Source organism: Streptomyces sp. AF1A, from assembly GCF_047340315.1.
Lineage (GTDB): Bacteria > Actinomycetota > Actinomycetes > Streptomycetales > Streptomycetaceae > Streptomyces.
The window spans coordinates 39269-62164 of sequence record NZ_JBLEBI010000015.1; the positions used below are offsets into that span (position 1 = coordinate 39269).

Annotated in this window: 30 protein-coding genes, 1 tRNA gene and 1 pseudogene; 16 read left to right on the forward strand and 16 right to left on the reverse strand. The window is 70.9% G+C overall.

What is annotated here, in order from left to right; translation table 11 throughout:
- Nucleotides 1–72: 72 nt before the first annotated feature.
- From ACLU3S_RS07610 to ACLU3S_RS07630, 5 genes are all read right to left on the reverse strand, one after another.
- Nucleotides 73–471 carry a hypothetical protein gene (locus ACLU3S_RS07610; protein ID WP_413950980.1) on the reverse strand — a complete coding sequence of 133 codons (399 nt, stop codon included), beginning with the start codon at nucleotides 469–471 and terminating at the stop codon, nucleotides 73–75.
- Nucleotides 472–713: 242 nt separating this feature from the next.
- On the reverse strand, nucleotides 714–1088 hold the full coding sequence (gene crcB / locus ACLU3S_RS07615) for a fluoride efflux transporter CrcB (RefSeq protein WP_413950981.1): 375 nt from the start codon (nucleotides 1086–1088) through the stop codon (nucleotides 714–716).
- Nucleotides 1085–1432 (reverse strand): DUF190 domain-containing protein, encoded by a 348-nt coding sequence (locus ACLU3S_RS07620; RefSeq protein WP_413950982.1) that lies wholly within the window; start codon nucleotides 1430–1432, stop codon nucleotides 1085–1087. Before ACLU3S_RS07620 ends, crcB begins: the two co-directional genes overlap by 4 nt.
- On the reverse strand, nucleotides 1432–1890 hold the full coding sequence (locus ACLU3S_RS07625; protein ID WP_413951029.1) for a fluoride efflux transporter FluC: 459 nt from the start codon (nucleotides 1888–1890) through the stop codon (nucleotides 1432–1434). The genes ACLU3S_RS07620 and ACLU3S_RS07625 overlap by 1 nt, the downstream gene beginning before the upstream one ends.
- Nucleotides 1891–1923: 33 nt before the next feature.
- On the reverse strand, nucleotides 1924–2241 hold the full coding sequence (locus ACLU3S_RS07630; RefSeq protein ID WP_413950983.1) for an antibiotic biosynthesis monooxygenase family protein: 318 nt from the start codon (nucleotides 2239–2241) through the stop codon (nucleotides 1924–1926).
- 227 nt (nucleotides 2242–2468) lie between these two features.
- Here ACLU3S_RS07630 and ACLU3S_RS07635 point away from each other — a divergent pair, with 227 nt between their 5' ends.
- The 3 genes from ACLU3S_RS07635 to ACLU3S_RS07645 all read left to right on the forward strand — a co-directional run bounded on the left by ACLU3S_RS07635 (nucleotide 2469) and on the right by ACLU3S_RS07645 (nucleotide 5686).
- Nucleotides 2469–3950 carry an FG-GAP-like repeat-containing protein gene (locus ACLU3S_RS07635; RefSeq protein WP_413950984.1) on the forward strand — a complete coding sequence of 494 codons (1482 nt, stop codon included), beginning with the start codon at nucleotides 2469–2471 and terminating at the stop codon, nucleotides 3948–3950.
- Nucleotides 3951–4015: 65 nt separating this feature from the next.
- A complete protein-coding gene (locus ACLU3S_RS07640; protein WP_413950985.1) occupies nucleotides 4016–5053 on the forward strand; it encodes a YIP1 family protein in 1038 nt (345 codons plus the stop codon).
- An 87-nt stretch (nucleotides 5054–5140) separates the two neighbouring features.
- On the forward strand, nucleotides 5141–5686 hold the full coding sequence (locus tag ACLU3S_RS07645; RefSeq protein WP_413950986.1) for a GNAT family N-acetyltransferase: 546 nt from the start codon (nucleotides 5141–5143) through the stop codon (nucleotides 5684–5686).
- A 9-nt stretch (nucleotides 5687–5695) separates the two neighbouring features.
- Here the strand turns inward: ACLU3S_RS07645 and ACLU3S_RS07650 are convergent, their stop codons facing one another.
- Nucleotides 5696–6997, reverse strand: coding sequence for a cytochrome P450 (locus ACLU3S_RS07650; RefSeq protein WP_413950987.1), 1302 nt, complete (start codon nucleotides 6995–6997; stop codon nucleotides 5696–5698).
- 449 nt (nucleotides 6998–7446) lie between these two features.
- Here ACLU3S_RS07650 and ACLU3S_RS07655 point away from each other — a divergent pair, with 449 nt between their 5' ends.
- On the forward strand, nucleotides 7447–8028 hold the full coding sequence (locus tag ACLU3S_RS07655) for a suppressor of fused domain protein (RefSeq protein ID WP_413950988.1): 582 nt from the start codon (nucleotides 7447–7449) through the stop codon (nucleotides 8026–8028).
- Nucleotides 8029–8097: 69 nt separating this feature from the next.
- Here ACLU3S_RS07655 and ACLU3S_RS07660 read toward each other — a convergent pair whose 3' ends face one another.
- The 4 genes from ACLU3S_RS07660 to ACLU3S_RS07675 form a co-directional block, all read right to left on the reverse strand.
- Nucleotides 8098–9576, reverse strand: a complete 1479-nt coding sequence (locus ACLU3S_RS07660; RefSeq protein ID WP_413950989.1) for a SpoIIE family protein phosphatase — start codon at nucleotides 9574–9576, stop codon at nucleotides 8098–8100.
- Between the two features lie 88 nt (nucleotides 9577–9664).
- The gene (locus tag ACLU3S_RS07665) at nucleotides 9665–10174 is read right to left on the reverse strand and encodes a phosphoribosyltransferase (RefSeq protein ID WP_413950990.1); all 510 of its coding nucleotides are present in this window, start codon (nucleotides 10172–10174) and stop codon (nucleotides 9665–9667) included.
- A gap of 13 nt (nucleotides 10175–10187) precedes the next feature.
- Nucleotides 10188–10763 (reverse strand): dCTP deaminase, encoded by a 576-nt coding sequence (gene dcd, locus ACLU3S_RS07670; protein ID WP_413950991.1) that lies wholly within the window; start codon nucleotides 10761–10763, stop codon nucleotides 10188–10190.
- Nucleotides 10764–10872: 109 nt separating this feature from the next.
- A complete protein-coding gene (locus ACLU3S_RS07675) occupies nucleotides 10873–11034 on the reverse strand; it encodes a hypothetical protein (RefSeq protein WP_167381418.1) in 162 nt (53 codons plus the stop codon).
- Nucleotides 11035–11315: 281 nt separating this feature from the next.
- Between ACLU3S_RS07675 and ACLU3S_RS07680 the strand changes: the two genes are divergently transcribed.
- Nucleotides 11316–11386 (forward strand) — tRNA-Gly (locus ACLU3S_RS07680).
- Nucleotides 11387–11572: 186 nt separating this feature from the next.
- On the opposite strand, the gene ACLU3S_RS07685 is transcribed toward ACLU3S_RS07680, so the two are convergent.
- Both ACLU3S_RS07685 and ACLU3S_RS07690 read right to left on the reverse strand, forming a co-directional pair.
- The gene (locus ACLU3S_RS07685; protein ID WP_413950992.1) at nucleotides 11573–11731 is read right to left on the reverse strand and encodes a hypothetical protein; all 159 of its coding nucleotides are present in this window, start codon (nucleotides 11729–11731) and stop codon (nucleotides 11573–11575) included.
- A 22-nt stretch (nucleotides 11732–11753) separates the two neighbouring features.
- On the reverse strand, nucleotides 11754–12239 hold the full coding sequence (locus ACLU3S_RS07690; protein ID WP_413950993.1) for a DUF5994 family protein: 486 nt from the start codon (nucleotides 12237–12239) through the stop codon (nucleotides 11754–11756).
- A 174-nt stretch (nucleotides 12240–12413) separates the two neighbouring features.
- Here ACLU3S_RS07690 and ACLU3S_RS07695 point away from each other — a divergent pair, with 174 nt between their 5' ends.
- Entirely contained in the window at nucleotides 12414–12668 is a 255-nt protein-coding gene (locus ACLU3S_RS07695) for a hypothetical protein (RefSeq protein ID WP_413951030.1), read from the forward strand.
- Between the two features lie 157 nt (nucleotides 12669–12825).
- Entirely contained in the window at nucleotides 12826–12963 is a 138-nt protein-coding gene (locus ACLU3S_RS07700; protein WP_413950994.1) for a hypothetical protein, read from the forward strand.
- 74 nt (nucleotides 12964–13037) lie between these two features.
- Here ACLU3S_RS07700 and ACLU3S_RS07705 read toward each other — a convergent pair.
- Together ACLU3S_RS07705 and ACLU3S_RS07710 are read right to left on the reverse strand one after the other, a co-directional pair.
- A pseudogene (locus ACLU3S_RS07705) lies at nucleotides 13038–13100 on the reverse strand (hypothetical protein); the annotation flags it as partial.
- A 225-nt stretch (nucleotides 13101–13325) separates the two neighbouring features.
- Nucleotides 13326–13448, reverse strand: coding sequence for a hypothetical protein (locus tag ACLU3S_RS07710; RefSeq protein ID WP_413950995.1), 123 nt, complete (start codon nucleotides 13446–13448; stop codon nucleotides 13326–13328).
- Between the two features lie 535 nt (nucleotides 13449–13983).
- Between ACLU3S_RS07710 and ACLU3S_RS07715 the strand changes: the two genes are divergently transcribed.
- The 6 genes from ACLU3S_RS07715 to ACLU3S_RS07740 all read left to right on the forward strand — a co-directional run bounded on the left by ACLU3S_RS07715 (nucleotide 13984) and on the right by ACLU3S_RS07740 (nucleotide 18199).
- Nucleotides 13984–14328 (forward strand): hypothetical protein, encoded by a 345-nt coding sequence (locus ACLU3S_RS07715; protein ID WP_413950996.1) that lies wholly within the window; start codon nucleotides 13984–13986, stop codon nucleotides 14326–14328.
- Between the two features lie 781 nt (nucleotides 14329–15109).
- Nucleotides 15110–15313: a cold-shock protein gene (locus ACLU3S_RS07720; protein WP_030952702.1), complete on the forward strand. Its 204-nt coding sequence runs from the start codon at nucleotides 15110–15112 to the stop codon at nucleotides 15311–15313.
- Between the two features lie 177 nt (nucleotides 15314–15490).
- Entirely contained in the window at nucleotides 15491–16966 is a 1476-nt protein-coding gene (locus ACLU3S_RS07725) for a DEAD/DEAH box helicase (RefSeq protein ID WP_413950997.1), read from the forward strand.
- 134 nt (nucleotides 16967–17100) lie between these two features.
- Nucleotides 17101–17361 (forward strand): CBS domain-containing protein, encoded by a 261-nt coding sequence (locus tag ACLU3S_RS07730; protein WP_413951031.1) that lies wholly within the window; start codon nucleotides 17101–17103, stop codon nucleotides 17359–17361.
- A 6-nt stretch (nucleotides 17362–17367) separates the two neighbouring features.
- Entirely contained in the window at nucleotides 17368–17691 is a 324-nt protein-coding gene (locus ACLU3S_RS07735) for an SCO5918 family protein (protein WP_413950998.1), read from the forward strand.
- Nucleotides 17692–17806: 115 nt separating this feature from the next.
- On the forward strand, nucleotides 17807–18199 hold the full coding sequence (locus ACLU3S_RS07740; RefSeq protein WP_413950999.1) for an STAS domain-containing protein: 393 nt from the start codon (nucleotides 17807–17809) through the stop codon (nucleotides 18197–18199).
- Between the two features lie 287 nt (nucleotides 18200–18486).
- Here the strand turns inward: ACLU3S_RS07740 and ACLU3S_RS07745 are convergent, their stop codons facing one another.
- On the reverse strand, nucleotides 18487–19185 hold the full coding sequence (locus ACLU3S_RS07745; RefSeq protein ID WP_413951000.1) for a hypothetical protein: 699 nt from the start codon (nucleotides 19183–19185) through the stop codon (nucleotides 18487–18489).
- Nucleotides 19186–20068: 883 nt separating this feature from the next.
- Nucleotides 20069–20644, reverse strand: a complete 576-nt coding sequence (locus tag ACLU3S_RS07750) for a TetR/AcrR family transcriptional regulator (protein WP_413951001.1) — start codon at nucleotides 20642–20644, stop codon at nucleotides 20069–20071.
- A gap of 136 nt (nucleotides 20645–20780) precedes the next feature.
- On the opposite strand from ACLU3S_RS07750, the gene ACLU3S_RS07755 reads away from it, so the two are divergent.
- From ACLU3S_RS07755 to ACLU3S_RS07765, 3 genes are all read left to right on the forward strand, one after another.
- Complete coding sequence (locus tag ACLU3S_RS07755) at nucleotides 20781–21404, forward strand: class I SAM-dependent methyltransferase (RefSeq protein ID WP_413951002.1); 624 nt, start codon at nucleotides 20781–20783, stop codon at nucleotides 21402–21404.
- A 52-nt stretch (nucleotides 21405–21456) separates the two neighbouring features.
- Nucleotides 21457–22176, forward strand: coding sequence for a DUF2218 domain-containing protein (locus ACLU3S_RS07760; protein ID WP_413951003.1), 720 nt, complete (start codon nucleotides 21457–21459; stop codon nucleotides 22174–22176).
- Between the two features lie 477 nt (nucleotides 22177–22653).
- Nucleotides 22654–22893 (forward strand): hypothetical protein, encoded by a 240-nt coding sequence (locus ACLU3S_RS07765; RefSeq protein ID WP_413951004.1) that lies wholly within the window; start codon nucleotides 22654–22656, stop codon nucleotides 22891–22893.
- Nucleotides 22894–22896: the final 3 nt, after the last annotated feature.

The following is a 22896-nucleotide window of genomic DNA, read 5'->3' on the forward strand; positions in this document are numbered from 1 at the left end:
CCTCGACAAAACATGGAAGCGCCTTCGCCGGAATCCGTCACGAGAAAATCCCGGGAGAACTCCGGCGGCCCGTCAGGGGGCGCCCACGATCGCGCAGGCCCGGCACGGCGGCCGGCCGCAGGTGCACTGCATCAGGGCGTCCAGCACATCACGGTCGTGGTACAGGCACTCGTCCCGGCAGGTGTGGCGGGGGACGAAGCCCGCCTGGTGCTCGTCCGGCCAGGGCTCCTCGCCCTCGCGGCAGCGCACGAACCGCTCGGGGTCCGCGGCGTGCAGACGGTCCATCCGCTCCCGCGCCTCGCCCTCCATGTCGCTCGTCGTGGCGAGCATGCCCTTGATCTGGGCGGCGAGACCGGAGAACCTGGTGTCGCCGGTGCGCACATGGGCGGCGTTCAGCGCCATGACGGCATTGCCCAGAAACCGCCGGGCATCCTGGAGATCGGTGACGTGATGCAGCTGGATGCCTGTCACGCCTCGGACCCATACGGCGTCTTCGCTCACTTCTCCTGCCTTCCGAGCTCGAACAGCTCTTTGGTGATGCCGGCGTGATCACGCCGAATCTTCCTCACGCCGGGTTCACCCGCGAGGAATGCGTGCCATTCAAGGAGGCTAAAGGCCCGGATAGGGGGCGATCCAGCTATTCTCCGGTGAACTCAATCACAAGGGATGTATCCGGCATTTACCCGGCGCTGGAGGAATCTTGCTGAATTGATCTACGTGAAGACGGCAGCTGCGCAGGTCAGGCCCAGGTACACGGCCCCGAGACCGGAGACGACCGAGGCCAGCACATTGACCGCCGCGAAGAAACGCGCTCCCGTCTCGATCAGGCTCCACGTCTCGTAGGAGAAGGTCGAATACGTGGTCAGCGCGCCGCACAGGCCGATGGCCAGCAGATCCATGACGTCCTGCGAGGCGGCGCCCGACAGAGCCGCGCCGGTCAGGATGCCGAGGATCAGCGACCCGGTGACATTGGCCGCGAAAGTTCCCCAGGGAAACAGGGTGTCGTGGTGGGCCTGGACCGTGCGGTCGATGAGGTACCGCAGCGGGGCACCGACGGCACCGCCGAGCGCGACGAGGAGGAATCTCATGTGCCGCCGGCCCCCCGTCCCCTGTAGTGGATCACTTCCACCTCCTGGAGAGTGATCAGGCCGCCGATGGACAGTTCCTCGAGCTCCGACACGAAGGCCCGGATCCGGTCCTCCTCGTCGACGATCACGATCGCCGTCGGAAGGTCGTCCGCCATGGACAGCAACCGCGTGGTGTGCACGATCGACGTCGCGCCGAACCCCTCCACACCCCGGAAGACCGACGCACCCGCCAGGCCGAAGGCGTGGGCACGCTCCACGATCTCCGTGAACAGCGGCTTGTGATGCCAGGTGTCGGTGTCGTCGACGAGGATCGTCATACAGAGCGCTCGTCCCTCCAGTCCCATCACGACCTCCTTGTCACGAGGAACCACCGGGCGCCGACCATGCCGATCCTGGCCGCCCCCAGGGCGACGACCACCGTCCCCGCCATATAGGCCAGCGCCGGACCGGGAAGGTCGTCGCGCACCAGGCGGTCGATGTCGACGCAGTACGTCGAGAATGTGGTGAAGCCGCCGAGGACTCCGGTCCCGAAGAACGGGCGGACCAGCGGATGCGCGGCCCACACCTCGGTGATCACCACCATGAACACGCCGATGACCAGGCATCCCACGGCATTGACGCCGAGCGTCGTCCACGGGAACGCCCGCTCGGCCGTGGGCCACAGCAACGCCGCGGCGAACCGGGCGCAGGCCCCCACGGACCCGCCCACGGCGACGACCGCGAACACCGGCAGCTGGCCGCGCCGGGCCCCGCGGCGCCGGCCCTCCGGTGCCGCGGGACGCCGCCTCGGTGCGCCCGCCATGGACGTGCCGCCCGGCCCGTTCGTCACATCCCGCTAAGCACCTGCGGGCGCCGCCTGCTGCACGACCTCGAAGGACCACAGCGTGGAGCCGGTGGCGGCCGGCTGCGGCCGTTCCGCGCCGCCCTGGTGCGCCGCCTTCATCGGGCCCTCCATCCACGCCTGGAAGGACTCCTCGTCCCGCCAGCGCGTGTACACGAGGTACTGGTCGGTGCCCTCGACGGGGCGCAGCAGCTCGAACCACTCGAAGCCGTCCGAGCTCTCCACCGCGTGGGCCCGCGAGGCGAACCGCTTCTCCAGGGTCTCCCGCTGCTCCGCGGGGACCGACAGCACATTGATCTTCACTACGCTCATGGCACCATCCTCCGGTAACCGCGCGCCCCCCGCCGCCGCAACCGTGCCCGTCTCACGGCAGGCTCACACGTTTACCGAACTCACGTACAACCCTTACGCCCCCTCGCTGGTCTCCTGATCGCTGACCGCCCGGTGACCGCGGGACAACTCGCGATGAACCCGGACGGTCCGCACACCATCGTCTGCGGATGCCCGCCAGGCATCCCCCGCATGCCGCAGGAGACCGCATGCACATGCACACGCGACTCGCCCTCGCGACGGCCGCCGCGGCCGCGCTGACGGGCGGTCTGCTGACGTTCGCCGCCTCGCCCGCCACGGCCGCCGACTCCACCAAGGTCGCGAAGGCCGACTTCAACGGCGACGGCATCGGCGACGTCGTGGCTTCCGCGCCCGGCGCGTACGTCAGCGGCCACAAGAACGCCGGCCAGGTCGTCGTCCTGTACGGGTCCGCCTCCGGCGTGACCTCCACCAAGCGCACCACCATCAGCCAGAACACCTCCGGCGTCCCGGGCACCGCCGAGGCCGGAGACTTCTTCGGCGCCGAGACGGCGTACGCCGACTTCAACGGCGACGGGTACGACGACCTCGCCGTCGGCACCCCGGACGAGAAGGTCGGCACCGACACCAACGGCGGCGGCCTCGCCATCCTCTGGGGGTCCAAGAGCGGCCTGACCGGCAAGGGCATCGACGTCCCGGACCCGTCCCGGAGCTCCCACGACTTCTGGGGCAAGGACCTGGCCGCCGGCGACTTCGACGGCGACGGCCGGGCCGACCTGGTCGTGGGCAGCTCCGCCAGCACCCTGTACCTCTACAAGGGCGGCTTCACCACCGCCGGCAGCTACGGCAGCCGCACCACTGTCAAGCCGCCGATCATCTCCGGCACCAACGACGATCCGTACGGCCCGATGAGCCTGACCGCCGGCGACGTCAACGGCGACGGCCGCACCGACCTGGTGGTCGACGGCTTCGAGACGCAGACGCAGTACGGCTGGAACACCAACTACTGGCTGCCCGGCAGCGCCGGCGGCCTGAGCGGCTCGACCGCCCAGGCCCTCAAGCCCGGCATCATCACCGCGATCGGCGACATCAACGGCGACGGGTACGGCGACATCGTCAGCGGGGCCGGCTGGGACTCCAAGACCTCCGACGGCACCCCCGTCCCGGACTCCTCCGACGGCGGCCGGGTGAACGTCACCTACGGCTCCGCCTCCGGCCCGGCCGGCACGACCGGCATCAACCAGAACACCGGCAGCGTGCCCGGCACCTCCGAGAAGGGCGACAGCTTCGGCTGGGACCTCGACCTCGGCGACATCAACGGCGACGGCTACCAGGACCTCGTCGTCAGCAGCCCGGACGAGGACATCTCCGGCGTCAGCAACACCGGCATGGTCACCGTGCTCTACGGTTCCGCCTCCGGCGTGAACACCGCCTCCGGCACCCAGTCCTTCGCCCAGAGCACCGCGGGCGTCCCGGGCAACGACGAGAAGAACGACCTGTTCGGCGCCGACGTCAAGCTCGACGACGTCACCGGGGACGGCAAGGCCGACCTGGTCGTGGGCTCGTACGAGAACAGCGGCAACGGCGGCATCACCTACCTGCCGTCCAACGGCACGAAGATCACCACGAGCGGGTCGCGTTCCTTCGGCCCGTCCAACGTGGCCGTCTCGACCGACGGCACCCCCCAGTTCGGCGCCCTCTTCGCCGACTGAGCCGCCGGCCCACGGGGGGCGCCCCTGAGGAACCCCCGGTTCCGCCCCTGACGGTCCCTTAGGGGATGTCACAGGTCGGCCGCAAAGCCGGGCCCGGATCGCCGGGCCCGGCACGTCACCCTCCGGGACCAGGTACGTTCGAAGGCGTGGCTGGATTCAGGATCGGACGCGGGGGCCGGGACAACCGCACCCCCCAGGGACAGCAGGCGCCGCAGGCACCGTCGTACGGCCGGCCCGCGGGACCGTCGAGCGGACGGCAGGGAGCGTCGTACGGGCAGCAGAGGCAGCCGTACGGGCGCCCCGCGGGACCGTCGTACGGCTACCCGTCGGCGCCGCAGCCGCCGTACCCGCAGCAGGGGCAGTCCTACGGCTACCCGGGCCAGGGCGACGACGGCCCGGAGTACTTCGACGACGGCGGCTACCCGGGCCAGGGCGGCGTGCAGGACCCGTACGCCGCCAACAACCCGGGCCACACCCAGGCGTTCTCGGTCGACGAGGCCGCCGGCTACACCCAGGGCGCCACCTACCAGGCCGGCTCGGCCGCGCCCGCCGCTCCGCTCGGCCCGCCCCTGCACTGGAAGGAACTGCTGAAGGGGGTCGTCTTCTCCCCCGACCGTACGTTCCTGCGCATGCGGGACTACACGATGTGGGCCCCCGCCCTGATCGTCACCTTCCTGTACGGCCTGCTCGCCGTCTTCGGCTTCGACGGCGCCCGCAAGGAGGCGATCAGCGCCACGCTCTCCAACGCGGTGCCGATCGTGCTGATCACCGCGGTCGTGATGGTGCTGGGGCTGTTCGTCCTGGGCGTGGTCACCCACACCCTGGCCCGCCAGCTCGGCGGCGACGGCGCCTGGCAGCCCACGGTGGGCCTGTCCATGCTGATCACCGCCCTCACGGACGCCCCCCGCCTGGTCTTCGCCATGTTCTTCGGCGGCGACGCCGGCTTCGTCCAGCTGCTCGGCTGGGCCACCTGGGTCGGCGCGGGCGCCCTGCTGACCATGATGGTCTCCCGCTCCCACGACCTGCCCTGGCCGAAGGCACTGGGCGCGTCCGCGATCCAGCTGATCGCCCTGCTGTCGATCGTGAAGCTCGGCACGTTCTAGCACCCTGGACGGATGCCGGGTGCCGGGTGCCGCTGCGTTCGGCGTGCCCCTCGGCCGCACGCGCACCGCAGCGTGATCGAATGGGGCATGGCATCGTCCTGGACCGGTGAACGGGTACGGCTGCGCGCCGTCGAACCCGAGGACTGGACAGCGTTCATGCGCCTCGCCGGCGACGCGCGAGGGAGCCGGCCGGACCTGCCGCGGTCCGCCGAGAGCTACCGTGCCTGGGCGAGGCGGCAGGCCGTCACCGAGGGCGCGGACGACCGCTTCCTGCTGGCGGTCGAGACGACGGCCAGGGGGGAGCTGGTCGGCACGGTCGGCTCACATCGCACCGGCCGTCGTTCGGGCTGGTTCGAGTTCGACGTCATGATCGGCGCCGACCACCGGCGCAAGGGCTACGGGACGGAAGCCGTGGCCCTGCTGCTGCGCTTCATGTTCGCCGAGCGGCGCTATCACAAATGCCTGGGAGCGATCTTCGCCCACAACGAGGCGTCACTGGCACTGACCCGTCGACTCGGCTTCACCGAGGAGGGGCGTCTGCGCCAGCACGTCTTCTCCGCCGGCCGGTACCACGACCTGGTGATGATGGGCATCCTGGCCGACGAGTTCGACGGGCGGCCCGCGGGGAGCTGACCACCGCTGTCAGCCGCGCGGCACGGCACGCAGGCGCAGGCCGGCGGGCGCGAGCCCCTCGAAGGTGGTGACCTGATGGCTGGGGTCCGGTCCGGGCGGCTCGCTCAGCCGCCGGCGGCGGGCGGTCTGCGCGGTCAGGAGCGTCAGCATCGCCATGGCCAGCGCGGTTCCCTCGCAGCCGTGCGGCCCGGTGCCGAAGGAGAGGAAGGCGCCGGGTTTCGCCGGCGGGTCCGCATCGTCGAGCCAGCGCTCGGGCCGGAACCGGTCCGGCTCGGGGTGTTCCCGCGGGTCGCGGTGGGCGGTGTAGGGGCAGACGAGCATGGTGGCCCCCGCCTCGACGGTGTAGTCGGCGAGCTGGGTCTGCCGCGCGACGCGACGGGTCAGCAGCCAGCTCGGGGGGTGCAGTCGCAGCACCTCGCGCACCACGGCCTGGGTGTACCGCAGGCTCTCGAGGTGGGTGATGGTCGTCGCGGCCGGGTCCGCGGGCAGCAGGGCGGCTTCGGCCGCGACGCGGTCCGCCGCTTGGGGGTACCGGGCCAGGTGGAGCAGGATCCATCCGGCTGCCCGGGACGGCGTCTCGAAGGTGGCGACGGTGATGCCGGGGAGCGTGTCGAGAACGGCCTCCTCGGGCAGCAGGCCGTAGCGCGGGGAGGGGCGGAGCATCTGTCCCAGCATGTCGTCACCGAGCCGGCCCGATGAACGGCGCCGGGCGACGACGGGCCGCAGCGCGTCGGTGAAGGCGACCTGCTGCCGCGTGCGGAACCGCCGTGCCGGTGTGGGGACCCAGCGCGGCCAGGACCAGCGCGAGGGGCGCACGAGCACCTCCCGGGCCAGGAAGAGCTGTGCGGCGAAGGGCAGCAGGGCGGGGGCGTCCTCGGAGAAGAGGTAGTGCACGCCGATCTCCGCCAGGGTGTGCCGGACCGGGGGCAGGATCTCGACGTCCTCGCCCGTCGGCCACTCGTCGGCGAACCGGGCGGTCCCGGGCGCGATCTCGCCGATCCGGGCCGCGACCGCCTGCGCGCGCAGTCCGCGCATGCGGGCGGCGTGCGCGTACGCACGCTCCTCGGGCGTCGGTGCTCCGCTCGACCGCCTCATCGGCGGGAAGAGGGGCGAGGGCGCCTTGGGGAAGTCCTGTGCGCGGCGCAGGACTTCTTCGCACGGCCCGGCCGCGGCGGCCACGTAGATGCCCGGCTCCAACTGCCAGACGTCTCCGCACTCCTCGGCGCCACGGCGCGCCATCGCCAGCCGGTCGCGACTCCAGGCGGCGAAGCCGCCTTCGGGCAACCGCGGCGGCTCATTGGTTCGGCCCATGAGATCGTCCCCCGACTCCCGTGCCTGTCCAGGCCGATGTCGTCGGCAGCATGAAGAGGGGTCGGCGGACGCCCGCGGGCGCCCGCCGGGAGTCCTGTCAGACTCAGTCGCCGGCGTACGCGTCCCATTCGTGAGCACCGTACGCACCGAAGTGCCGGGTGAAGGACAGCTTGCCGAGCAGCTTGGCGATCATGGTGCACTCCTCTCGCCTGTCCGAGCCCTCCCAGCAGAGGGTTCGAAAGTTCGCACCAAATGCCACAAACGCCATCCTTCCACACATGCCATATATGGCATCTTCAGCGGTGAATCGCCGTCCGGCGGCGGCCGGCCGGACGGCGATTCGGCTGCTGGGGCGGGGCGGACCGACGGTCGTCAGCCGGCCTTCGGGGCGGGCCGGGGGCGGACCGCCCCCGCCCCGCCCCCATGCGGCGCCTGGCATGATCCCCGGTATGACGACGGATGGGGCCGCCGAAGCACTCGACCGACACGTGCGCGAGTTCTTCGCCGGGCACTCGGTGAACGCGGTGCCCTACGACCTGGGCGACGGGCGTCGCGGCATGGTCCCAGAGCTGCGGATCCTCGAGGTGGGACCCGGGCCGCGCGGCAACGTGTGGACCTATGTCACGGTCGGATGCTGGGCACTGGCCCACCATCACGGGCACGGCCTGGAGTTCGTCATGACGGCGCCCGCCGGCGATCCACGCTTCGCCGACGTTCTCGCGATGACGGCCTACTACCACTGCGGCGAGCCGGAGCCGCACTTTCTGGACCTGGGCCACAGCCTGCCGATGGGGGAACCCTGGACGCCCGGTTCGACCTGCGAGCACCTGCTGGTCAGCCTGCCCTACCTGCACGGGCCCGACCTCGAACAGTGTGCCCTGCCGGACGGGCACGCCCGCCTGCTCTGGCTGCTCCCGGTGACCGCGTCCGAGATCGCGTTCCGCAGGGAGCACGGCACCGAGGCCCTGGAGCAACGCTTCGACGAAGCCGGGATCAACCCCGTCGACCCGCGCAGGCCCGCGGTCGTCTGAGCGAGCGAGGCCGGCCAGGGGCCGGGACGTCTCCGGGCCGTCCGGGGCCCGCAGTTGGGCGACGGCCGGTCACCCGACCGGTACCAGGACGGGGGCGTCGTGGGGAACCGTCGGGACCGGCTGCTCGGCCCACACGGTCTTCCCCCTGGGAGTGAAGCGGGTGCCCCACCGCTCGGCGAACTGGGAGACGAGGAAGATTCCGCGACCGCCCTCGTCCATGGCCGCGGCGTAGCGCAGGTGCGGGGAGGTGCTGCTGCCGTCGCTGACCTCCGTCACCAGACTGGCTTCGCGAAGAAGGCGCAGGTGGACCGGGGGGTCCCCATAGCGGATGGCGTTGGTGACCAGCTCGCTGAGGATCAGCTCGGTGGTGAAGGTCGCCTCCCCCAGGTTCCACTCGGCCAGCTTCGCGGACACCTCCATGCGCAGGGCGGCCACCGCTTCGGGGGAGGCCGGAATGTCCCATTCGGCAACATGATCACGCGGAAACGCCCGGGTGCGGGCGATCAGGACAGCGACGTCGTCGATGGGACGGGCGGGCAGCACCGCCTTCAGGAGCGTCTCGCACGTCCGCTCCGGATCGGTCCCCGCGCCGGAGAGCGCGTCGCACAGCAGCGCCAGGCCGGTCCCGATGTCGCGGTCCGGGTCCTCGATGAGCCCGTCGGTGTAGAGCACGAGCTGTGTGTCCTTCGGCAGTTGCCGCTCGACGGCCTCGAAACGCAGGCCGCCGATGCCGAGCGGAGGGCCCGCGGGCAGGTCGAGCAGCTCCACGCGGCCGTCCGGACGGACGATGGCGGGCGGAAAGTGACCGGCCTTCGCCATCGCGCAGCTGCGGGAGACCGGGTCGTAGATCGCGTACAGGCACGTGGACACGACGGCTCCCTCCGCGCCCGTACCGGCCGCCTCCGCGTCCATATGGAGAACCACATCGTCGAGGCGGGCCAGCAGCTCGTCGGGCGGCAGGTCGAGCGTGGAGAAATTGCGGACCGCGGTACGCAGCCGTCCCATGGTGACCGCCGCCCCCAGGCCGTGGCCGACCACGTCCCCGATCACCAGAGCGGTGCGGAACCCCGGCAGCGGGATCACGTCGAACCAGTCCCCGCCGACCTCGGCCCCGGCCGGCACGTAGCGGCACGCCGCGTGGACGGCGCTGGTGTCCGGCAGCGCACGAGGCAGCAGGCTGCGCTGCAGCATGGTGGCGATGGCCCGCTCGCGGTTGTAGTGGCGAGCCAGATGAGAGACCGCGAGCCCGACGACGAGCAGCAGCCCGGCGGTGATGATGTCGTCCGCGTTGTCGATATAGGTGAAACTGGCGAACGGAGTGGTGAAGAAGAAGACGAACCACACGGCGGCGGACAGGGCCGTGATGATCGCGGCCCCGCGGTTGCCGAGGGCGGCCACCGCCGCCACGACCAGCATCAGGATCAGCACCGCGTTGGTCTGGGAGAGGCTCCCTCGTACGGGCAGCAGGAGCGCACAGACGGCGAGCGGGACCGCAACCGCCGCAAGGAGTGCGGCCAGCCCCCTGACCGGACCACGAGGGATGCCCACATCCTCTGTGTAACAGGGTGCCCAGGGCCCTGCCAGTCGGTACGGCTCCCCGCGCAGCGTCAGCCCGCAGGAACCGGAAAGCGGCAGATCACACCGCTTCCTTGTTCTCCTTCGGCGCCTGGCCCGACCTGTGCACGGGAGGCAGAACGCTCCACGGGAAGTTGATCCAGTCGTCGGTGCGCTTCCAGACGTACTCGCACTTCACCAGGGAGTGGGACTTCTCGTAGACCACCGCGGAACGGACCTCCGCGACGGTGTCGAGGCAGAAGTCGCGGACCAGCTTCAGCGTCTTGCCGGTGTCCGCGACGTCGTCGGTGATGAGCACCTTCTTGTCGGAGAAGTCGATCACATTGGGCACGGGCGCCAGCATGACCGGCATCTCGAGGGTGGTCCCCACGCCGGTGTAGAACTCGACGTTCACGAGATGGATGTTCTTGCAGTCGAGCGCGTAGGCGAGCCCGCCGGCGACGAACACACCGCCTCGGGCGATGCTGAGCACGATGTCCGGCTCGTACCCGTCGTCGGCGATGGTCTGCGCCAGCTCGCGCACGGCGACGCCGAACGCCTCGTAGGTCAGGTTCTCCCGCACCTCGCTCATGCCGCGGCCGCCCTCACACCTGGGTCCGATGGAAGTTGACGTAGGACCGCGAGGCCGTCGGCCCGCGCTGCCCCTGGTACCGGGAGCCGTACCGCTCGCTGCCGTAGGGGAACTCGGCGGGCGAGGTCAGCCGGAACATGCACAGTTGCCCGATCTTCATCCCCGGCCAGAGCTTGATGGGCAGGGTGGCGAGGTTGGACAGCTCCAGGGTGACGTGCCCGCTGAAGCCGGGGTCGATGAACCCGGCGGTGGAGTGCGTGACCAGACCGAGCCGCCCGAGCGAGGACTTGCCCTCGAGCCGGGACGCCAGGTCGTCGGGCAGCGTGATGACCTCGTACGTCGAGGCGAGCACGAACTCCCCGGGGTGCAGGATGAACGGCTCGTCGCCGTCCGGCTCGACGAGCCGCGTGAGGTCGGGCTGCTCGACCGAGGGGTCGATGTGCGGGTAGCGGTGGTTCTCGAACACCCGGAAGTACCGGTCCAGCCGTACGTCGATGCTCGACGGCTGCACCATGGATTCGTCGTAGGGATCGATCCGTACCCGCCCGGCGTCGATCTCGGCCCGGATGTCCTTGTCTGAGAGAAGCACGTAGCGAGGATACGCAAGGCGCGCGGAGCCGTGACAATCGTGACGACTCCGCGCGCCTGTGTGACCGCGCGACTACGACGCGTCCGCCACTGCTTCCCTCCCGGTGCCCCTATCCCTGCTTCTCCAGGGCGACCGGCACCACACTGCGGAGCCGGGCACACCGGGGGCACCGCATGAGCCGGCCGGGGCCGAGCCGCTCGGCCTGCTGCATCGGGAACGAAGCGGTGCTGAAGACGTGCCCGTCCGCACAGCGGACGACGGTGCGTTCCATCAAGTCCCTCAAGTCCCTTCCCCAAGAGCCCCGTCGGGCTTACCGCCCCGACGACAAAAGCCACACTACGGGATCAAAGAGACGACTCTCCAGGCGGCACTCCGGCCCCACCCGGACCCTCTCCCAGCCCCCCACGGTACGCCCCAACTCGGCCCACCCGCAGCCGGATACCCCCCTGAAACGCGCTCAGACCCCCGAGGTACGAGCACCGGGGGTCCGCGATGAGGTACAGTGAGCGAGCGTCGGACACCGGCCCCACCAGGCCGTTGGTCCGTACTTACGCGGGTGTAGTTTAATGGTAGAACATCAGCTTCCCAAGCTGAGAGCGCGAGTTCGATTCTCGTCACCCGCTCTTCTTGAAGCCCCAGGTCAGCGGCCTGGGGCTTATTTCATTTGGGACCCGTTGCTGCGTTTTACCGGTACTCCTGTGCCCCGAGATTGGGCACGCAGAGGGCACGTGCGCCTTGAGGAGGCGCCTCACTCACGTCAAAGCATGGCGCAGACCTGCACTTTCACGTAGATGAGCGGAGGCGAGTCCTCAGCTCGTGCTCTCGGGCGAGGGTGACGACCGTCCTGCACGTGCTGCGTCGTGGGTGGTGGCGAGGATCGCGTCCGTGTCGCGGTCGGCGGCAAGCGCCACGTTCACCACGTCGGCGAGGTGGACGTCCAGCGCGCGGCAGCGGACGCGGACAGACATCCCGGCACCGGACCGACCGTCGTCACGTCCCCGGCTCCACCCGGCCGGTGCCGGTGTCGATGAGGATCTGTGCGGCCTGGGTGATGTTGTCGGCGCGTACCGCTTCGGCCATCGCGGCGCGTGCCGCCTCAGGCGTCGCATGCGGCGGGACCACCAGGAGAGAGAAGTGGTCCTGGTCGCCCCTGGTGACGAGGACGGTGTCGTCGCCGACCGGGAAGGAGTCGATGTGGACGACGCGGTCGTCGATGATCAGTCGCGTCGGCAGTTCCTCCCAGGCGCTGGCGTCCAGGCCGATGCGTGTGACCGGCCCGAGATACTCGGTCAGTGCGGTGATCAGGGCGGGCAGCTCGGCTGCGATGTCACGGGACCGCGGCCACCATGCCCCGTCCAGAACGCCCTGCCGTTCATGTGTCGTCTCCAGCCGTACGACGGCCGTCCCGGGCTTCGCCACCTGGTGGAGCGTGTCCGGCAGGAGCCTGGTCGCACGCGGGGAGTCGGAGTCGGGCATCACACTCACCTGTCTGTCCGCCGGCGGAAGCGCGGAGTGGATTCCTCGTTCCACGGTACTCCGCGGCTCACTGCGGCCGGGAAGGCCGCTGGTCACGCGCGTGAGCCGCGGGACGCGCCGGAGTAGAGTCAACATCCGGTCCGTTCATCCGTGCCCAGACAACCCGAGGTCGCCATGCAGCAGCCCAGGCAAACCCCCTCGGAAGGGCACGCCGACGTACGCATCGTCGCGGCCTCACCCGAGGTCGCCCGTCGTGTCGCGGAAGTGCTCCGACGTTGCTTCGCGGCGACCGAGCAGCGCAGCTATCCCGCGGGCGCCGGGGGAGGAACGCGCCTCGAGCTCGTCGTGGACACGACACGGGCGGCGGAGCCGGCGCGGTCCTGGCTGGAGACCAGCCGCTCCCCGGGAGCGGACAGCCGGCGCGAGTGAGGCGACGGCCGACGGCGGTCCGTTCGGCCTGTTCGAGGAGCAACGTGAGGTCATCGGGAGCATTTCGCACACCGACCCCGATGCCGGTGTCGTTCCTGGTGAGCAACGACGCCGGACAACTGCCCACGCGCAGGGAGTCCGGAGGCGGGTCCGCACGATGTCCGCTACCACCGGCCGTCCTCCGCTGAGCGCCATGCCCTTCGGGGCTCCGACCGCACGCCTCGCCCTCAAACCCGTGAGCCCTTCCCCGGAACACGTCGAGCTGGGCGGCGCCCTGGTGGCCCCGCTCACGTGACTGACACAGGAACTCACCCCGCTGGCCGCCAACCCGGCGAGCAGTTGCGGAAGTTCGGCGAGGAGGTCGTACGAACGAGGCCACCACGCGCCGTCGATGGCCCGGGGCAGGTCCCTGTGCGGGGCCAGACGCAGCACGACAGGCCGCGGCCCGAACCTGCGTCGGCCGGCGCGCGTCCTGCAGCCGCCGAGGCGCTCGAGGAGTCGTATGACTGCGGCCGACCGGGTGAGCCGACCGCTGTCGACGCCGTGCCGTGCGCTGGTGGGGTCGGCGTGGTGGAGGGGGTGCGGGCTCTCACCGAAGGAGAGCGGGCCCGGCGGCCACAGGCTGGTGGCCCGGTCGTGGTGACCATGCGAAAGGGGCTAACCGATCATGCGGCTGCCCGTGATCGTTTTGATCGTGCAGAGGACCACGGCGAGCAGGATGTCGACGGTGTGGGTGAGCCGACCCCGCAACAGCCGGCCGACCAGGCCGAGAGCCGGCAACGGCCACCACGATCACCGTCGGCGCGGCCACATACAGCCGCCCCCGCGCCGCTCACGGGCAACGGGCCGTCCGGCGGGAAGGGGGAGGAGCCGTCGTGGTCCCGGGGCGGCGATGCGGTGACGGGCGGGGTCGCCACGGTGGGTGTGGTGGAGCCGGGTGACATGGAGGAGCTCCTTGACCTCGGCGGAGGCCGCTGGGACGGAGGTGCGGCCGGGGTCACGGGCTGCCCGTGGTTGGATGGGTGGCGTACTGGAGACGACCTGTCGGACAGGCACGACGCACCCTCCTTCTCCCCGCCACCGTACTCCCCGTGCCGGGAAGCCCTCGCAGACCGCTGGTCAGGCCCCCGGGCAGGGTGCGCTCGGGTCGGTGCCGCGTTGACACGGATCGTCGCCGGACGTTGACTGACGGGACGGCGCAGGGCCGTGATGGCAGGGCCGATCGGGCTTCCGGCAGCCTGAAGCCGGCCGCCGAGAAGGCCAAAGGCGTCTTCGGGCGACGGCCCCCATCACCACGGGAACGGTGGATACGACGATGTACGACCAGACACGCGCCCAACAACCCGCCGACCGGCCCCCGGGCCTCGCCGGGCGCCGCGCCCCGGGTGTGGAACCGCTGCTCCCGACCGGCGAACGGGACAGGATCGTCCGACGCCTCGGACACGCCATGAACACCTTCGCGGACGCTCCGGGCGAGGCCCTGGAGGAGGCAGAGAACGCCTTCGACGAAGCCACCGAGGCGCTGATGAACGCCCTCACGGAACGTCGGCGCGCCCTGCGCGCGGGCTGGCAGGACCGGGATCCCGAGACGCAGTCCGCCGAACTCCGGCTCGCGCTGCGGGAGTACCGGGAGATCACCGGGCGGCTGCTGCGCGCCTGAACCGGGCGGATGCTGCGCGCACGAACGGCCACAGGTCCGCCCGCGCAAGCGCCTTCCGACGGCCGCCGCCGGTCGTTCGATCCCCGGCGGCGGCCGTCTGGGACTCCCCGCGCGGCACGGGCGCGCGATCGGGAGCCGTGTGCCCCGCATCGGACCGCGCGACGGCATGCGGGAGGCACCGCGCCGGTCTCGCGACGAGGGGAAGCAGGACATGGCGAGCACGGGAGCCGACCACAACGTGTGACGAAAGCCGACTGCTCTGCAGAGGCTGAGACTCGATCCTTGCCCGGGGCCCGGGACACGGACAGCCAACGGGCTGCCGACCGGCGTGCGTTCCGACGAAATCTGTGCACGGCGGAATGCCGCGAGCCTAGGTGGACCCGCCCCGCGTGAGAACCCCTCGAGGGCCGTGGAGAATCCACCGGACGGGCCCGCCCGTCCACGCGCCGGGGCGGAGTAGCGATGACCGCGGCGGCCGACCCCGCGCTCCACCTCGGCGCGAGCGCGCTCCTGACCCGCTGACGTGGCAAATAGTGGCAAATATTCGTCGGCTCCAGGAGATCTCTAAGAGAGAATGAGGCACGGGGGACGAGGAATATGCCCCTGCCCAGCCTGCGGAGCAGAATTATTCGCGGTCGGGCGGCCGGGTGCGCCGTGCTACTGTCGAGACAGGTTGCAGTTGTGGTTGCCAAAAGGTTCATTTTCCGACGGGCTGATCGTCGCGGCGACACGGAGGACGCACAGGGCGTACTCCGAGCACCGTTTCCGAAGGAGAAATGACATGGCTACAGGCACTGTGAAGTGGTTCAACGCCGAAAAGGGCTTCGGCTTCATCGCGCAGGACGGCGGCGGCGCCGACGTCTTCGCCCACTACTCGAACATCGCCACCCAGGGCTTCCGCGAGCTGCAGGAAGGCCAGAAGGTGTCGTTCGACATCGCGCAGGGCCAGAAGGGCCCGACCGCCGAGAACATCGTTCCGGCCTGACCGCAGCACTGACGCATACTTCGCAGCTGGGGCCAGCACCTTGGGGTCGGGCCCCAGCTCGCTGCATTTACAGGGGGAATCGCCCCTGTCGTCTTCGGCTCGTTCTCGCGATTCTCTGCGCCGTTCATCATGCTGCGGGAATTCCTTGATACGCGCCCGCATCAAGGAAGATTCCTCATGAACACAGCACGCGTTTCACGCGCTCGACGCGCACAGCGAACCACGCGCACCACCCGCGACCGTTTCGAGGGCTCCACCGCAAACCGCTCCGGCACCCGGCGCCGTCCCAAGGCCGACGACGGCCGACGGTCCGCACCCGGCGGCGAGTTCGCGCTGCCCAAGACGATCGAGCCCGCACTGCCCGCCGTCGAGTCGTTCGCCGAACTGGCCATGCCGGCGCCGCTGTTGGCGGCGCTCGGCCACGAAGGCGTGAGCGTGCCGTTCCCGATCCAGGCGGCGACCTTGCCGAACTCCCTGGCCGGCCGTGACGTACTCGGTCGCGGCCGCACGGGTTCCGGCAAGACCCTCGCCTTCGGCCTCCCGGTGCTGGCCCGGACGGCGGGACGGCGAGCCGAGCCCCGGCAGCCGCTGGCCCTCGTCCTGGTACCCACCCGCGAGCTCGCCCAGCAGGTCACCGACGCGCTCACCCCGTACGCCCGCGCCGTACGGCTGCGGCTGGCCACCGTGGTCGGCGGGATGTCGATCGGCCGGCAGGCGAACGCGCTGCGGGCCGGAGCGGAGGTCGTCGTCGCGACGCCGGGGCGGCTGAAGGACCTCATCGACCGGGGTGACTGCCGGCTGGGCGAGGTCGCCGTCACCGTCCTGGACGAGGCGGACCAGATGACCGACATGGGGTTCATGCCCCAGGTCACCGCGCTGCTCGACCAGGTGCGTCCCGGCGGCCAGCGGATGCTGTTCTCGGCCACCCTGGACCGCAACGTCGACAAGCTGGTCCGCCGCTATCTGACCGACCCGGTGGTCCACTCCGTCGACCCGTCGGCGGGTGCCGTCACCACGATGGAGCACCACGTCCTCCATGTGCACGAGGCGGACAAGCAGCGGACGACGACCGAGATCGCGGCGCGGGACGGCCGGGTGATCATGTTCCTGGACACCAAGCACGCGGTGGACCGGCTGACCAGGCACCTCCTCGGCAGCGGTGTCCGGGCGGCCGCCCTGCACGGCGGCAGGTCCCAGCCGCAGCGCACCCGGACCCTCGCGCAGTTCAAGAGCGGGCAGGTGACGGCGCTGGTGGCGACCAATGTCGCGGCGCGCGGCATCCATGTCGACGACCTCGACCTGGTCGTCAACGTGGATCCGCCCAGCGATCACAAGGACTATCTGCACCGCGGCGGCCGTACGGCCCGGGCCGGCGAGTCGGGCAGCGTCGTCACCCTGGTGACCCCGGCCCAGCGCCGCGACGTGAGCCGGCTGATGGCCTCGGCCGGCATCAACCCGACGATCACCGCGGTGCGCTCGGGAGAGGCGGAACTGAGCCGCATCACCGGCGCCAAGGCCCCGTCCGGCCTCCCGGTCGTCATCACCGCGCCGACCGCGGAGCCGCCCCGGCGGGCCGCAGCCCCTGCCGCGGCCCGAGGCCGTCGGGGGCGTCCCGCTCGGGGCCGGTCCGCCGGGAAGCGCCGCGCGGCATGACATGTCGCCGGTCCGTCGCCGGTCGGCGACGGACCGCCTGCGCAAAGCCGTAGCGCTCAGAAAATCCGCCCGTACCGCAGGAGGCAGCCGTGACACCGCTTCAGACGCATCGAAACCCGGCCCCTCACGACGTCATGGCCCGGGCCGGCCACCTGGACGCGATCGAGCTACGGGTGTTCGACGACATGACCGTCGAGGTGGCCCTGTCCGTCATGGCCGGTGCCGGTGTGGACCACCTGCTCCTGTGCGACGGGGACGACGAGCGCACCGGCTCGGTCACCCGGGCCGAACTCGCCGTGCACCGCGACAGTTCCGCCTACACGGACCATGTCCGGCTGCGGGACGTCCTCGGCGCACCGTGCCCGGTCGTCGGCCCATCCTCCTTCTCCCTGTGAGGCACCATGCGCTGTGTCATCGCCCGCTACCCCTTCGAACTGACCAGGCACGGAGTGCTGGACTCGATGGCGGGCGTCAAGCCCGGGACCGTCACCGGTGATTCCGTGACCATCGGCCGCCGCCGCTATCCCGTGATGCAGGTCGGCGAGGTCGTCACCCGCCAGGACCGCCGCGACTTCACCGGCGGCGAGGTCACCCGGACCATGGCCCGCCTCGGCTTCACCTGCCACGCCCGTCCCGAGGCCGCACCGACCCCGGATGCGGGTGCCCGTAGCCCCCTCCAGGCCGCCTCGGAAGCGCTCGGGAGCCCTGGCCTCCATGACGCGTGATGCCGTTCGGCGGACGGCATTCGTCCGCTGCCCCGTCCAAGAACTCTGAGGTCCCAACCGGACAGAGGAGATGGGGCGCATGTGCGCTCATCCCGACCCGCCCGAGCCTTTCCGTATGCCCGAACTGTTCGACGAATGCCGGATGGTGCACGCCCGCGGCGAGCTGGACCTGACCACCATGACACCTCTGGTGCACGCTCTGGAGGGTGCCCGCAGCGGATGCAGGCGCGTCTTCCTCATCGTCGATCTCCGCGAGGTGACCTTCGCGGACGGAAGCATCCTGCGACCGCTGTGCGAGGCGTGGGACGACTGCCGGGCCCGGCAGGGCTGGGTCCGCGTCGTCCACAGCAGCCGTGGCATAGAACTCGTCATGCTGGACGGCGGGGTACTCGGCCGCTTCCCCGCCTATGCCAGCGCCCAGGACGCCTGGAGCGGAACGCCCACGGCAGTGCGTGGCGCGGCACCCGCTCCCACATCGACGCGTACTGCCGACCCAGAGCCCCGGTGACGTACGGCAGCCCGTACGGGGCGCAGATCTCCCGTACCCGGGGCGCGAACTCGGCGTAGCGGTTGGCGGGCAGGTCGGAGAGGACGTGGTGCTCGATCTGGTCCTCCGTTCTCCATCGACCTCTCCACGTCGGCCTTGGACAGGTCGAAGGGGTAACGGGCGATCACACAGCGCATGGTGCCTCACCGGGGTCGGGACGGATCCGGGACGGGTGGAACGCGCGGGAGGCAAGCCGACCGACGCGGCTGTCGGTCAGACGGGGACGGACAGGGGCCCGCGCCCGTCGGTCAGCGGAGCACCAGAAGCCAGCTGGGAGCGAGATGCGACGCCTCGCGGTCCTCGACCGACAGGCAGCGCCAGCCCCAGGACAGCAGTGCTTCGAGCGTGTCCGCGTTGTCCCGGTCGACCAGGGTGACACCGAGCGCGGCTGCGTGATCGCTCAGCAGCCGCTTCTGCAGGCGCCGGGCGAGGTTCCACTCGCGGCCCTGGTCCTGGGTGCGTACCCGCCGCTCCACGAGTATGTCGGCGATCGCGAAGAGCCTGCCGAAGGCGGCGACGCGGAGGAGGCTCTCCGGGAGGTACCACCCGTCGAGGCCGTCCCACCAGGGCCCGTCGCCACGCACGGGGAAACCGTAGGCGCATGCCGTGAGGCCGATGGCGCCCGAGGGGCCGGCGGTCTCCGCCACAAGCAGTTCGAACCCCGGTCGCCGCATGTGGGCCGCGAGCCGTCGCCGGAATGCGGCGGACCGGCCCTGGCCCGACGCGTCCGAGTTCCGCACCTGGTGGGAAGAGGTGTTCGTGTACAGCTCGCCGAGCTCCAGCATGCGGTCGTCGATCTGGCGCCGAGTCAGCGGACGGACAAACTCGCCGTTCTCGGGCGAGGGCCCCTGTCGTCGCCGCTGCGGCGGCGCCTCGGGAAGCGGTGGTCGCCGGCCGGGGATCCCCGGGTGGGCGGTCTGCGGGCGGTCCGGCGTGTTCACGGTCATGGGCGAACCCTGCTCCGGGTCCGGACGGGTCCGGTCCGGCGTCGTCGTTCGCCGAGAACGGCACCGGCGCGTGAGCCGGCACACTGGGCGCCCTCGGTGCCTCCGAGTCTACGCCCGCCGACGTGGCCGGCGAGAGTGCGCATCCACCTGGCAGGGCCCGGAGACCGGCGAGGGCGCGGCCTCGGCGGAGGGATGTGCACCGGCGAATCGCCCCCGGGTCGGCCGGGTGATCGAGCCGGGTCAGGCCGAGAGCCCGTCGGAGCGGCACTCCGACACTCGTTCCTCAGTCCTGCGCCCAGAGCGTGCCCTTAAGAGCGGTCAACCACGGTCGACAGCGGTGCGACCCCGCACTCCCGACCGCTACGCGCGAGTACATACGGTCAGGTCAGAAGCGCTCCGTTCGCGAAAAGCGCCGTCGCTACTGGACGAGCCTGGGAGCGGACCCGCGGCCTGAATGGCGGGCCGCCCTCGTCGAACCGATGGAGTGCGGCGGTTCCGTGTGAGCCCAGGTCTCTGTTGCTCGCAGGGGGGTAGTGCCCAGCCGCCGGGGGCGGCTGAGTGAGGAGTTCTCGCCGGTAGGGGGCCGGAGGACACACGTGCTGGTCGGGGAGTGCTCAAGCCGAGATCGCGTCCCTTCGACCTGACCGCACGTCTGTCCTGGGCATCAGCGACGCCGAGGGCAGGCATCGCCGACCTGGCGGCGAAGTCGGTCCGGCAGCCCACCAACGACAGGGAAGCGCGGTCGGCTTGAGGCGTGGAGTCCGTCAGCGCCGGCGCCATGGCCGTTCTTGGGACCCTGCTCGGGTCGGGGATCGCCCTGGTTGCAGCAACGCACCACCGACAGCGGCCATCACGCGTGATGACGGCGAACACGGTGGAGGGTTCAGCCGGGTGGGCGCAGGCCGTCCACGGTGACCCGCACGAGCCGGTGCACCGCGCCCTCGGACGACAGCCCACCCGCCGCCGCCAGCGCGTGCAGGCAGTAGGCGGCGAGCTCGTCCGGCGCGACGTCGTCCCGTACCACGCCTTCCTCCGCACCCGCGGCGAGCAGCTCGCCGATGAACCGGCGCAGGTGCTGCTCGGCATGGGCCACATGATCGCCACGGTGCAGTGCGGCACCGATCTCCGCGTCATGGCCGCGGCGCCGCTGCTGGATGAGGGCGTAGGCGTCCAGCACCGCCGTGAGCCGCTCGTCGGCGCTGCCAGGGCGGTCGCGCAGCGCGGCGAGTTCCTGGAGGTGGCCCGCGATCTGCCGCTCGTGCCAGGCCGTCATGATCGACTCGACGTCCGGGAAGTACTTGTACAGCGTCGCCCGGCCGATACCGGTGCCCTCGGCGATGCGGGACATCGTCACTCCGCGCAGGCCGTGCTCGGCCACCAGGGCCGCGGTGACCTCGAGCACCGCCTCCCGTACCGCGCGGCGGTGCTCCTCGATCGTCTCGTTCCACAGCTTCGGCACGCCACGCAGTGTACGAGCTGACTGCATGGAATACATCATGGATTGACAGAGACAGTGTGTATCGATAACTCTGGCGGCACGCCACGCGGCCTCGGGTCCACGCGAGGTCCGGCCGACCCTGTGCAGGGAGGACGCCATGCCCGTGTCACCGCACCATCCCGGTGCAGCCGCCCCACACCGCCAGGGCGATCTGTACGCCACCCCGCCGCCGTGGGACATCGGCCGGCCTCAGCCCCCCTTCCAGGCACTCGCCGACGCGGGCGCCGTCCACGGCCGGGTCTTGGATGTCGGCTGCGGCACCGGCGAGCACGCGTTGATGGCCGCAGGACTCGGCCTGGACAGCACCGGGATCGACCTCGAGACCAGGGCCGTGGAACTCGCGACGAGGAAAGCCGAGGAACGCGGCCTGACCGCGCGGTTCCTGCGCCACGACGCCCGGCTTCTGGCCGATCTCGGCGAGACCTTCGACGTGATCCTGGCGTCCCTGGTCCTCCACGGCTTCCGAGGTGAGGACCGTGAGGCATTCGTCGAGAGCCTGGGCGCCGCGGTCGAGCCCGGCGGACGCTGCTTCCTGCTCTGCTTCCGCGACGAGCCGCTGCCCACATCCGGGAGCAGACTCCGTGTGGCTCCGGAGGAGATCCGCACGGCGTTCGCCGACGGGTGGCGGATCGACAGCATCGACGCCGCCACCATCGACAGCTCCCTGCCCGTCCATCCCGAGGGCATCCGCGGCTGGCGCGCCGCCCTCACCAGGATCTGAACCCCTCGTAGACGCCCCGCGCCACAGGGCCGTCCGGAGAGAAGGACATTCCATGCCGACTGCTGAAGCCCGCGTCGCGACCGACCGGGCCGGCCGGTACCTCGCCCAACTCTGCGGCCATCTCAGCCGCATGACCGGGATGCGCCGACCACATCCCCTCCGGCAAGCCGGCGGACCACCTCACGACGCCGGGCACCGGCCGCCGCGGGTGGAACACGTCGACCACGCCGAGCCCTACGGAACCATCCGCTTCGCGGATGGCGTGTGCACCTTGCACGCCACCTCGGACGCACTGGTGCTGCGCATCGACGCCGAGGACGAGGACGCCCTGCGGCGGCTCCGGGACGGCATCTCCCGTCGCCTGGAGAAGATCGGCCGGCGTGATGGGTTGACGGTGACCTGGCGTCGGTCCGAGGGGCTGGAAGCTCCGCCCGGCGAGGCCGCCGGTCCCCCTCCCGATGCTCAAGCAGGCCCCAGCAGGCGCCGAGGGCACGGCAAGGCGACAGCCATGACGGTGGTGGGCGCACTGGTCGTCGCCGGACACGTGGGAGCCTTCGGCGCCGCGGCGGCCGCGTCGGCGTGGACCGAGTGGGGCGTCAACGCAGTCCTGGCCGTTGTCCTTCTCAAGGTCGTCTTCATGGGGGGCCACGTCGTCCTGGCGCGCCTCGCCGTCCGTCGTGGCAAGACGGCCGGGCTCCTGCGGCGGCACCGTCCCCCGACGCCCCCGCCCGCGACGCCACCGGCGGCCGAGACGGCGACGATCACAAAGTGACGGAGCCATCCGCGACGTGCCGGCTCTGCGGCCTTACGAGCCCGTGGGTGCCGGCCCGGCTGTGGCCATGCCCCTGAGGCCAACGGGGGACTTCGAGTGCATCGCCGCCGTCACCGGCCAGGCACTCCAGTGGTACGGACCCGAAACCGGCACATGAGTGCGCCCTTGCGCCTCAATGCCGTGGCTCCCCCTCGACAGGGGAATGGCCACCGGATCCGATCAAAGCCCGGGCCTCAGCGAGTGAGTTGCGGCTTCCTCTACTCGTCGGGCGCGATCACCGGATTGAATAGTGTCCAGAACTGTCGTTGCGCTGGGGGAAATGGCATGACCGTCACGAAGCTTCTGAGGCCGGCCCTGGTCGCCACTCTCCTGGCCGCAGTCACTGCCTGCGGAGCGTCATCCGTGCCGCACGCGTCGGCGAGCGGCACAGCCGGTTCGGGGGCCGCCGCGGCGCATCGTACGGCGAATCCCGAGCCCGTGGCCGCCGTCATGCCCGATGTCATCGGCGGCAACGCCGGGCGCGCGGTCGAGCAGATGAGCTCCGAGCTGGACATGACCTTCAAGGACGCGAGCGGGCAGGGCCGTTCGGTGGACGACCCGGCCGCGTGGAAGATCTGCGACTCCCAGCCGGGCCCGAACCAGCAGATCATCGATGTCCCGGTGGTCTTCGACGTGGTGAAGGTCGCGGAGAGCTGCGAGGAAGCGGCGTCGAAATGATGT

Excerpts from the sequence above, each read along its gene's own strand:
- ACLU3S_RS07735 (WP_413950998.1), top strand. The coding sequence starts at position 17,368 with ATGCGCTGTGTCATCGCCCGCTACCCCTTCGAACTGACCAGGCACGGA.
- ACLU3S_RS07745 (WP_413951000.1), bottom strand. The coding sequence starts at position 19,185 with ATGACCGTGAACACGCCGGACCGCCCGCAGACCGCCCACCCGGGGATC.
- crcB (WP_413950981.1), bottom strand. The coding sequence starts at position 1,088 with ATGAGATTCCTCCTCGTCGCGCTCGGCGGTGCCGTCGGTGCCCCGCTG.
- ACLU3S_RS07760 (WP_413951003.1), top strand. The coding sequence starts at position 21,457 with ATGCCGACTGCTGAAGCCCGCGTCGCGACCGACCGGGCCGGCCGGTAC.
- ACLU3S_RS07740 (WP_413950999.1), top strand. The coding sequence starts at position 17,807 with ATGCCCGAACTGTTCGACGAATGCCGGATGGTGCACGCCCGCGGCGAG.
- ACLU3S_RS07640 (WP_413950985.1), top strand. The coding sequence starts at position 4,016 with ATGTCACAGGTCGGCCGCAAAGCCGGGCCCGGATCGCCGGGCCCGGCA.
- ACLU3S_RS07755 (WP_413951002.1), top strand. The coding sequence starts at position 20,781 with ATGCCCGTGTCACCGCACCATCCCGGTGCAGCCGCCCCACACCGCCAG.
- ACLU3S_RS07685 (WP_413950992.1), bottom strand. The coding sequence starts at position 11,731 with ATGTCTGTCCGCGTCCGCTGCCGCGCGCTGGACGTCCACCTCGCCGAC.
- ACLU3S_RS07665 (WP_413950990.1), bottom strand. The coding sequence starts at position 10,174 with ATGAGCGAGGTGCGGGAGAACCTGACCTACGAGGCGTTCGGCGTCGCC.
- ACLU3S_RS07700 (WP_413950994.1), top strand. The coding sequence starts at position 12,826 with ATGTCCGCTACCACCGGCCGTCCTCCGCTGAGCGCCATGCCCTTCGGG.
- ACLU3S_RS07630 (WP_413950983.1), bottom strand. The coding sequence starts at position 2,241 with ATGAGCGTAGTGAAGATCAATGTGCTGTCGGTCCCCGCGGAGCAGCGG.
- ACLU3S_RS07655 (WP_413950988.1), top strand. The coding sequence starts at position 7,447 with ATGACGACGGATGGGGCCGCCGAAGCACTCGACCGACACGTGCGCGAG.
- ACLU3S_RS07715 (WP_413950996.1), top strand. The coding sequence starts at position 13,984 with ATGTACGACCAGACACGCGCCCAACAACCCGCCGACCGGCCCCCGGGC.
- ACLU3S_RS07635 (WP_413950984.1), top strand. The coding sequence starts at position 2,469 with ATGCACATGCACACGCGACTCGCCCTCGCGACGGCCGCCGCGGCCGCG.
- ACLU3S_RS07730 (WP_413951031.1), top strand. The coding sequence starts at position 17,101 with ATGGCCCGGGCCGGCCACCTGGACGCGATCGAGCTACGGGTGTTCGAC.
- ACLU3S_RS07625 (WP_413951029.1), bottom strand. The coding sequence starts at position 1,890 with ATGGCGGGCGCACCGAGGCGGCGTCCCGCGGCACCGGAGGGCCGGCGC.
- ACLU3S_RS07645 (WP_413950986.1), top strand. The coding sequence starts at position 5,141 with ATGGCATCGTCCTGGACCGGTGAACGGGTACGGCTGCGCGCCGTCGAA.
- ACLU3S_RS07650 (WP_413950987.1), bottom strand. The coding sequence starts at position 6,997 with ATGGGCCGAACCAATGAGCCGCCGCGGTTGCCCGAAGGCGGCTTCGCC.
- ACLU3S_RS07695 (WP_413951030.1), top strand. The coding sequence starts at position 12,414 with ATGCAGCAGCCCAGGCAAACCCCCTCGGAAGGGCACGCCGACGTACGC.
- ACLU3S_RS07720 (WP_030952702.1), top strand. The coding sequence starts at position 15,110 with ATGGCTACAGGCACTGTGAAGTGGTTCAACGCCGAAAAGGGCTTCGGC.
- ACLU3S_RS07725 (WP_413950997.1), top strand. The coding sequence starts at position 15,491 with ATGAACACAGCACGCGTTTCACGCGCTCGACGCGCACAGCGAACCACG.
- ACLU3S_RS07690 (WP_413950993.1), bottom strand. The coding sequence starts at position 12,239 with ATGCCCGACTCCGACTCCCCGCGTGCGACCAGGCTCCTGCCGGACACG.
- ACLU3S_RS07675 (WP_167381418.1), bottom strand. The coding sequence starts at position 11,034 with ATGGAACGCACCGTCGTCCGCTGTGCGGACGGGCACGTCTTCAGCACC.
- ACLU3S_RS07620 (WP_413950982.1), bottom strand. The coding sequence starts at position 1,432 with ATGGGACTGGAGGGACGAGCGCTCTGTATGACGATCCTCGTCGACGAC.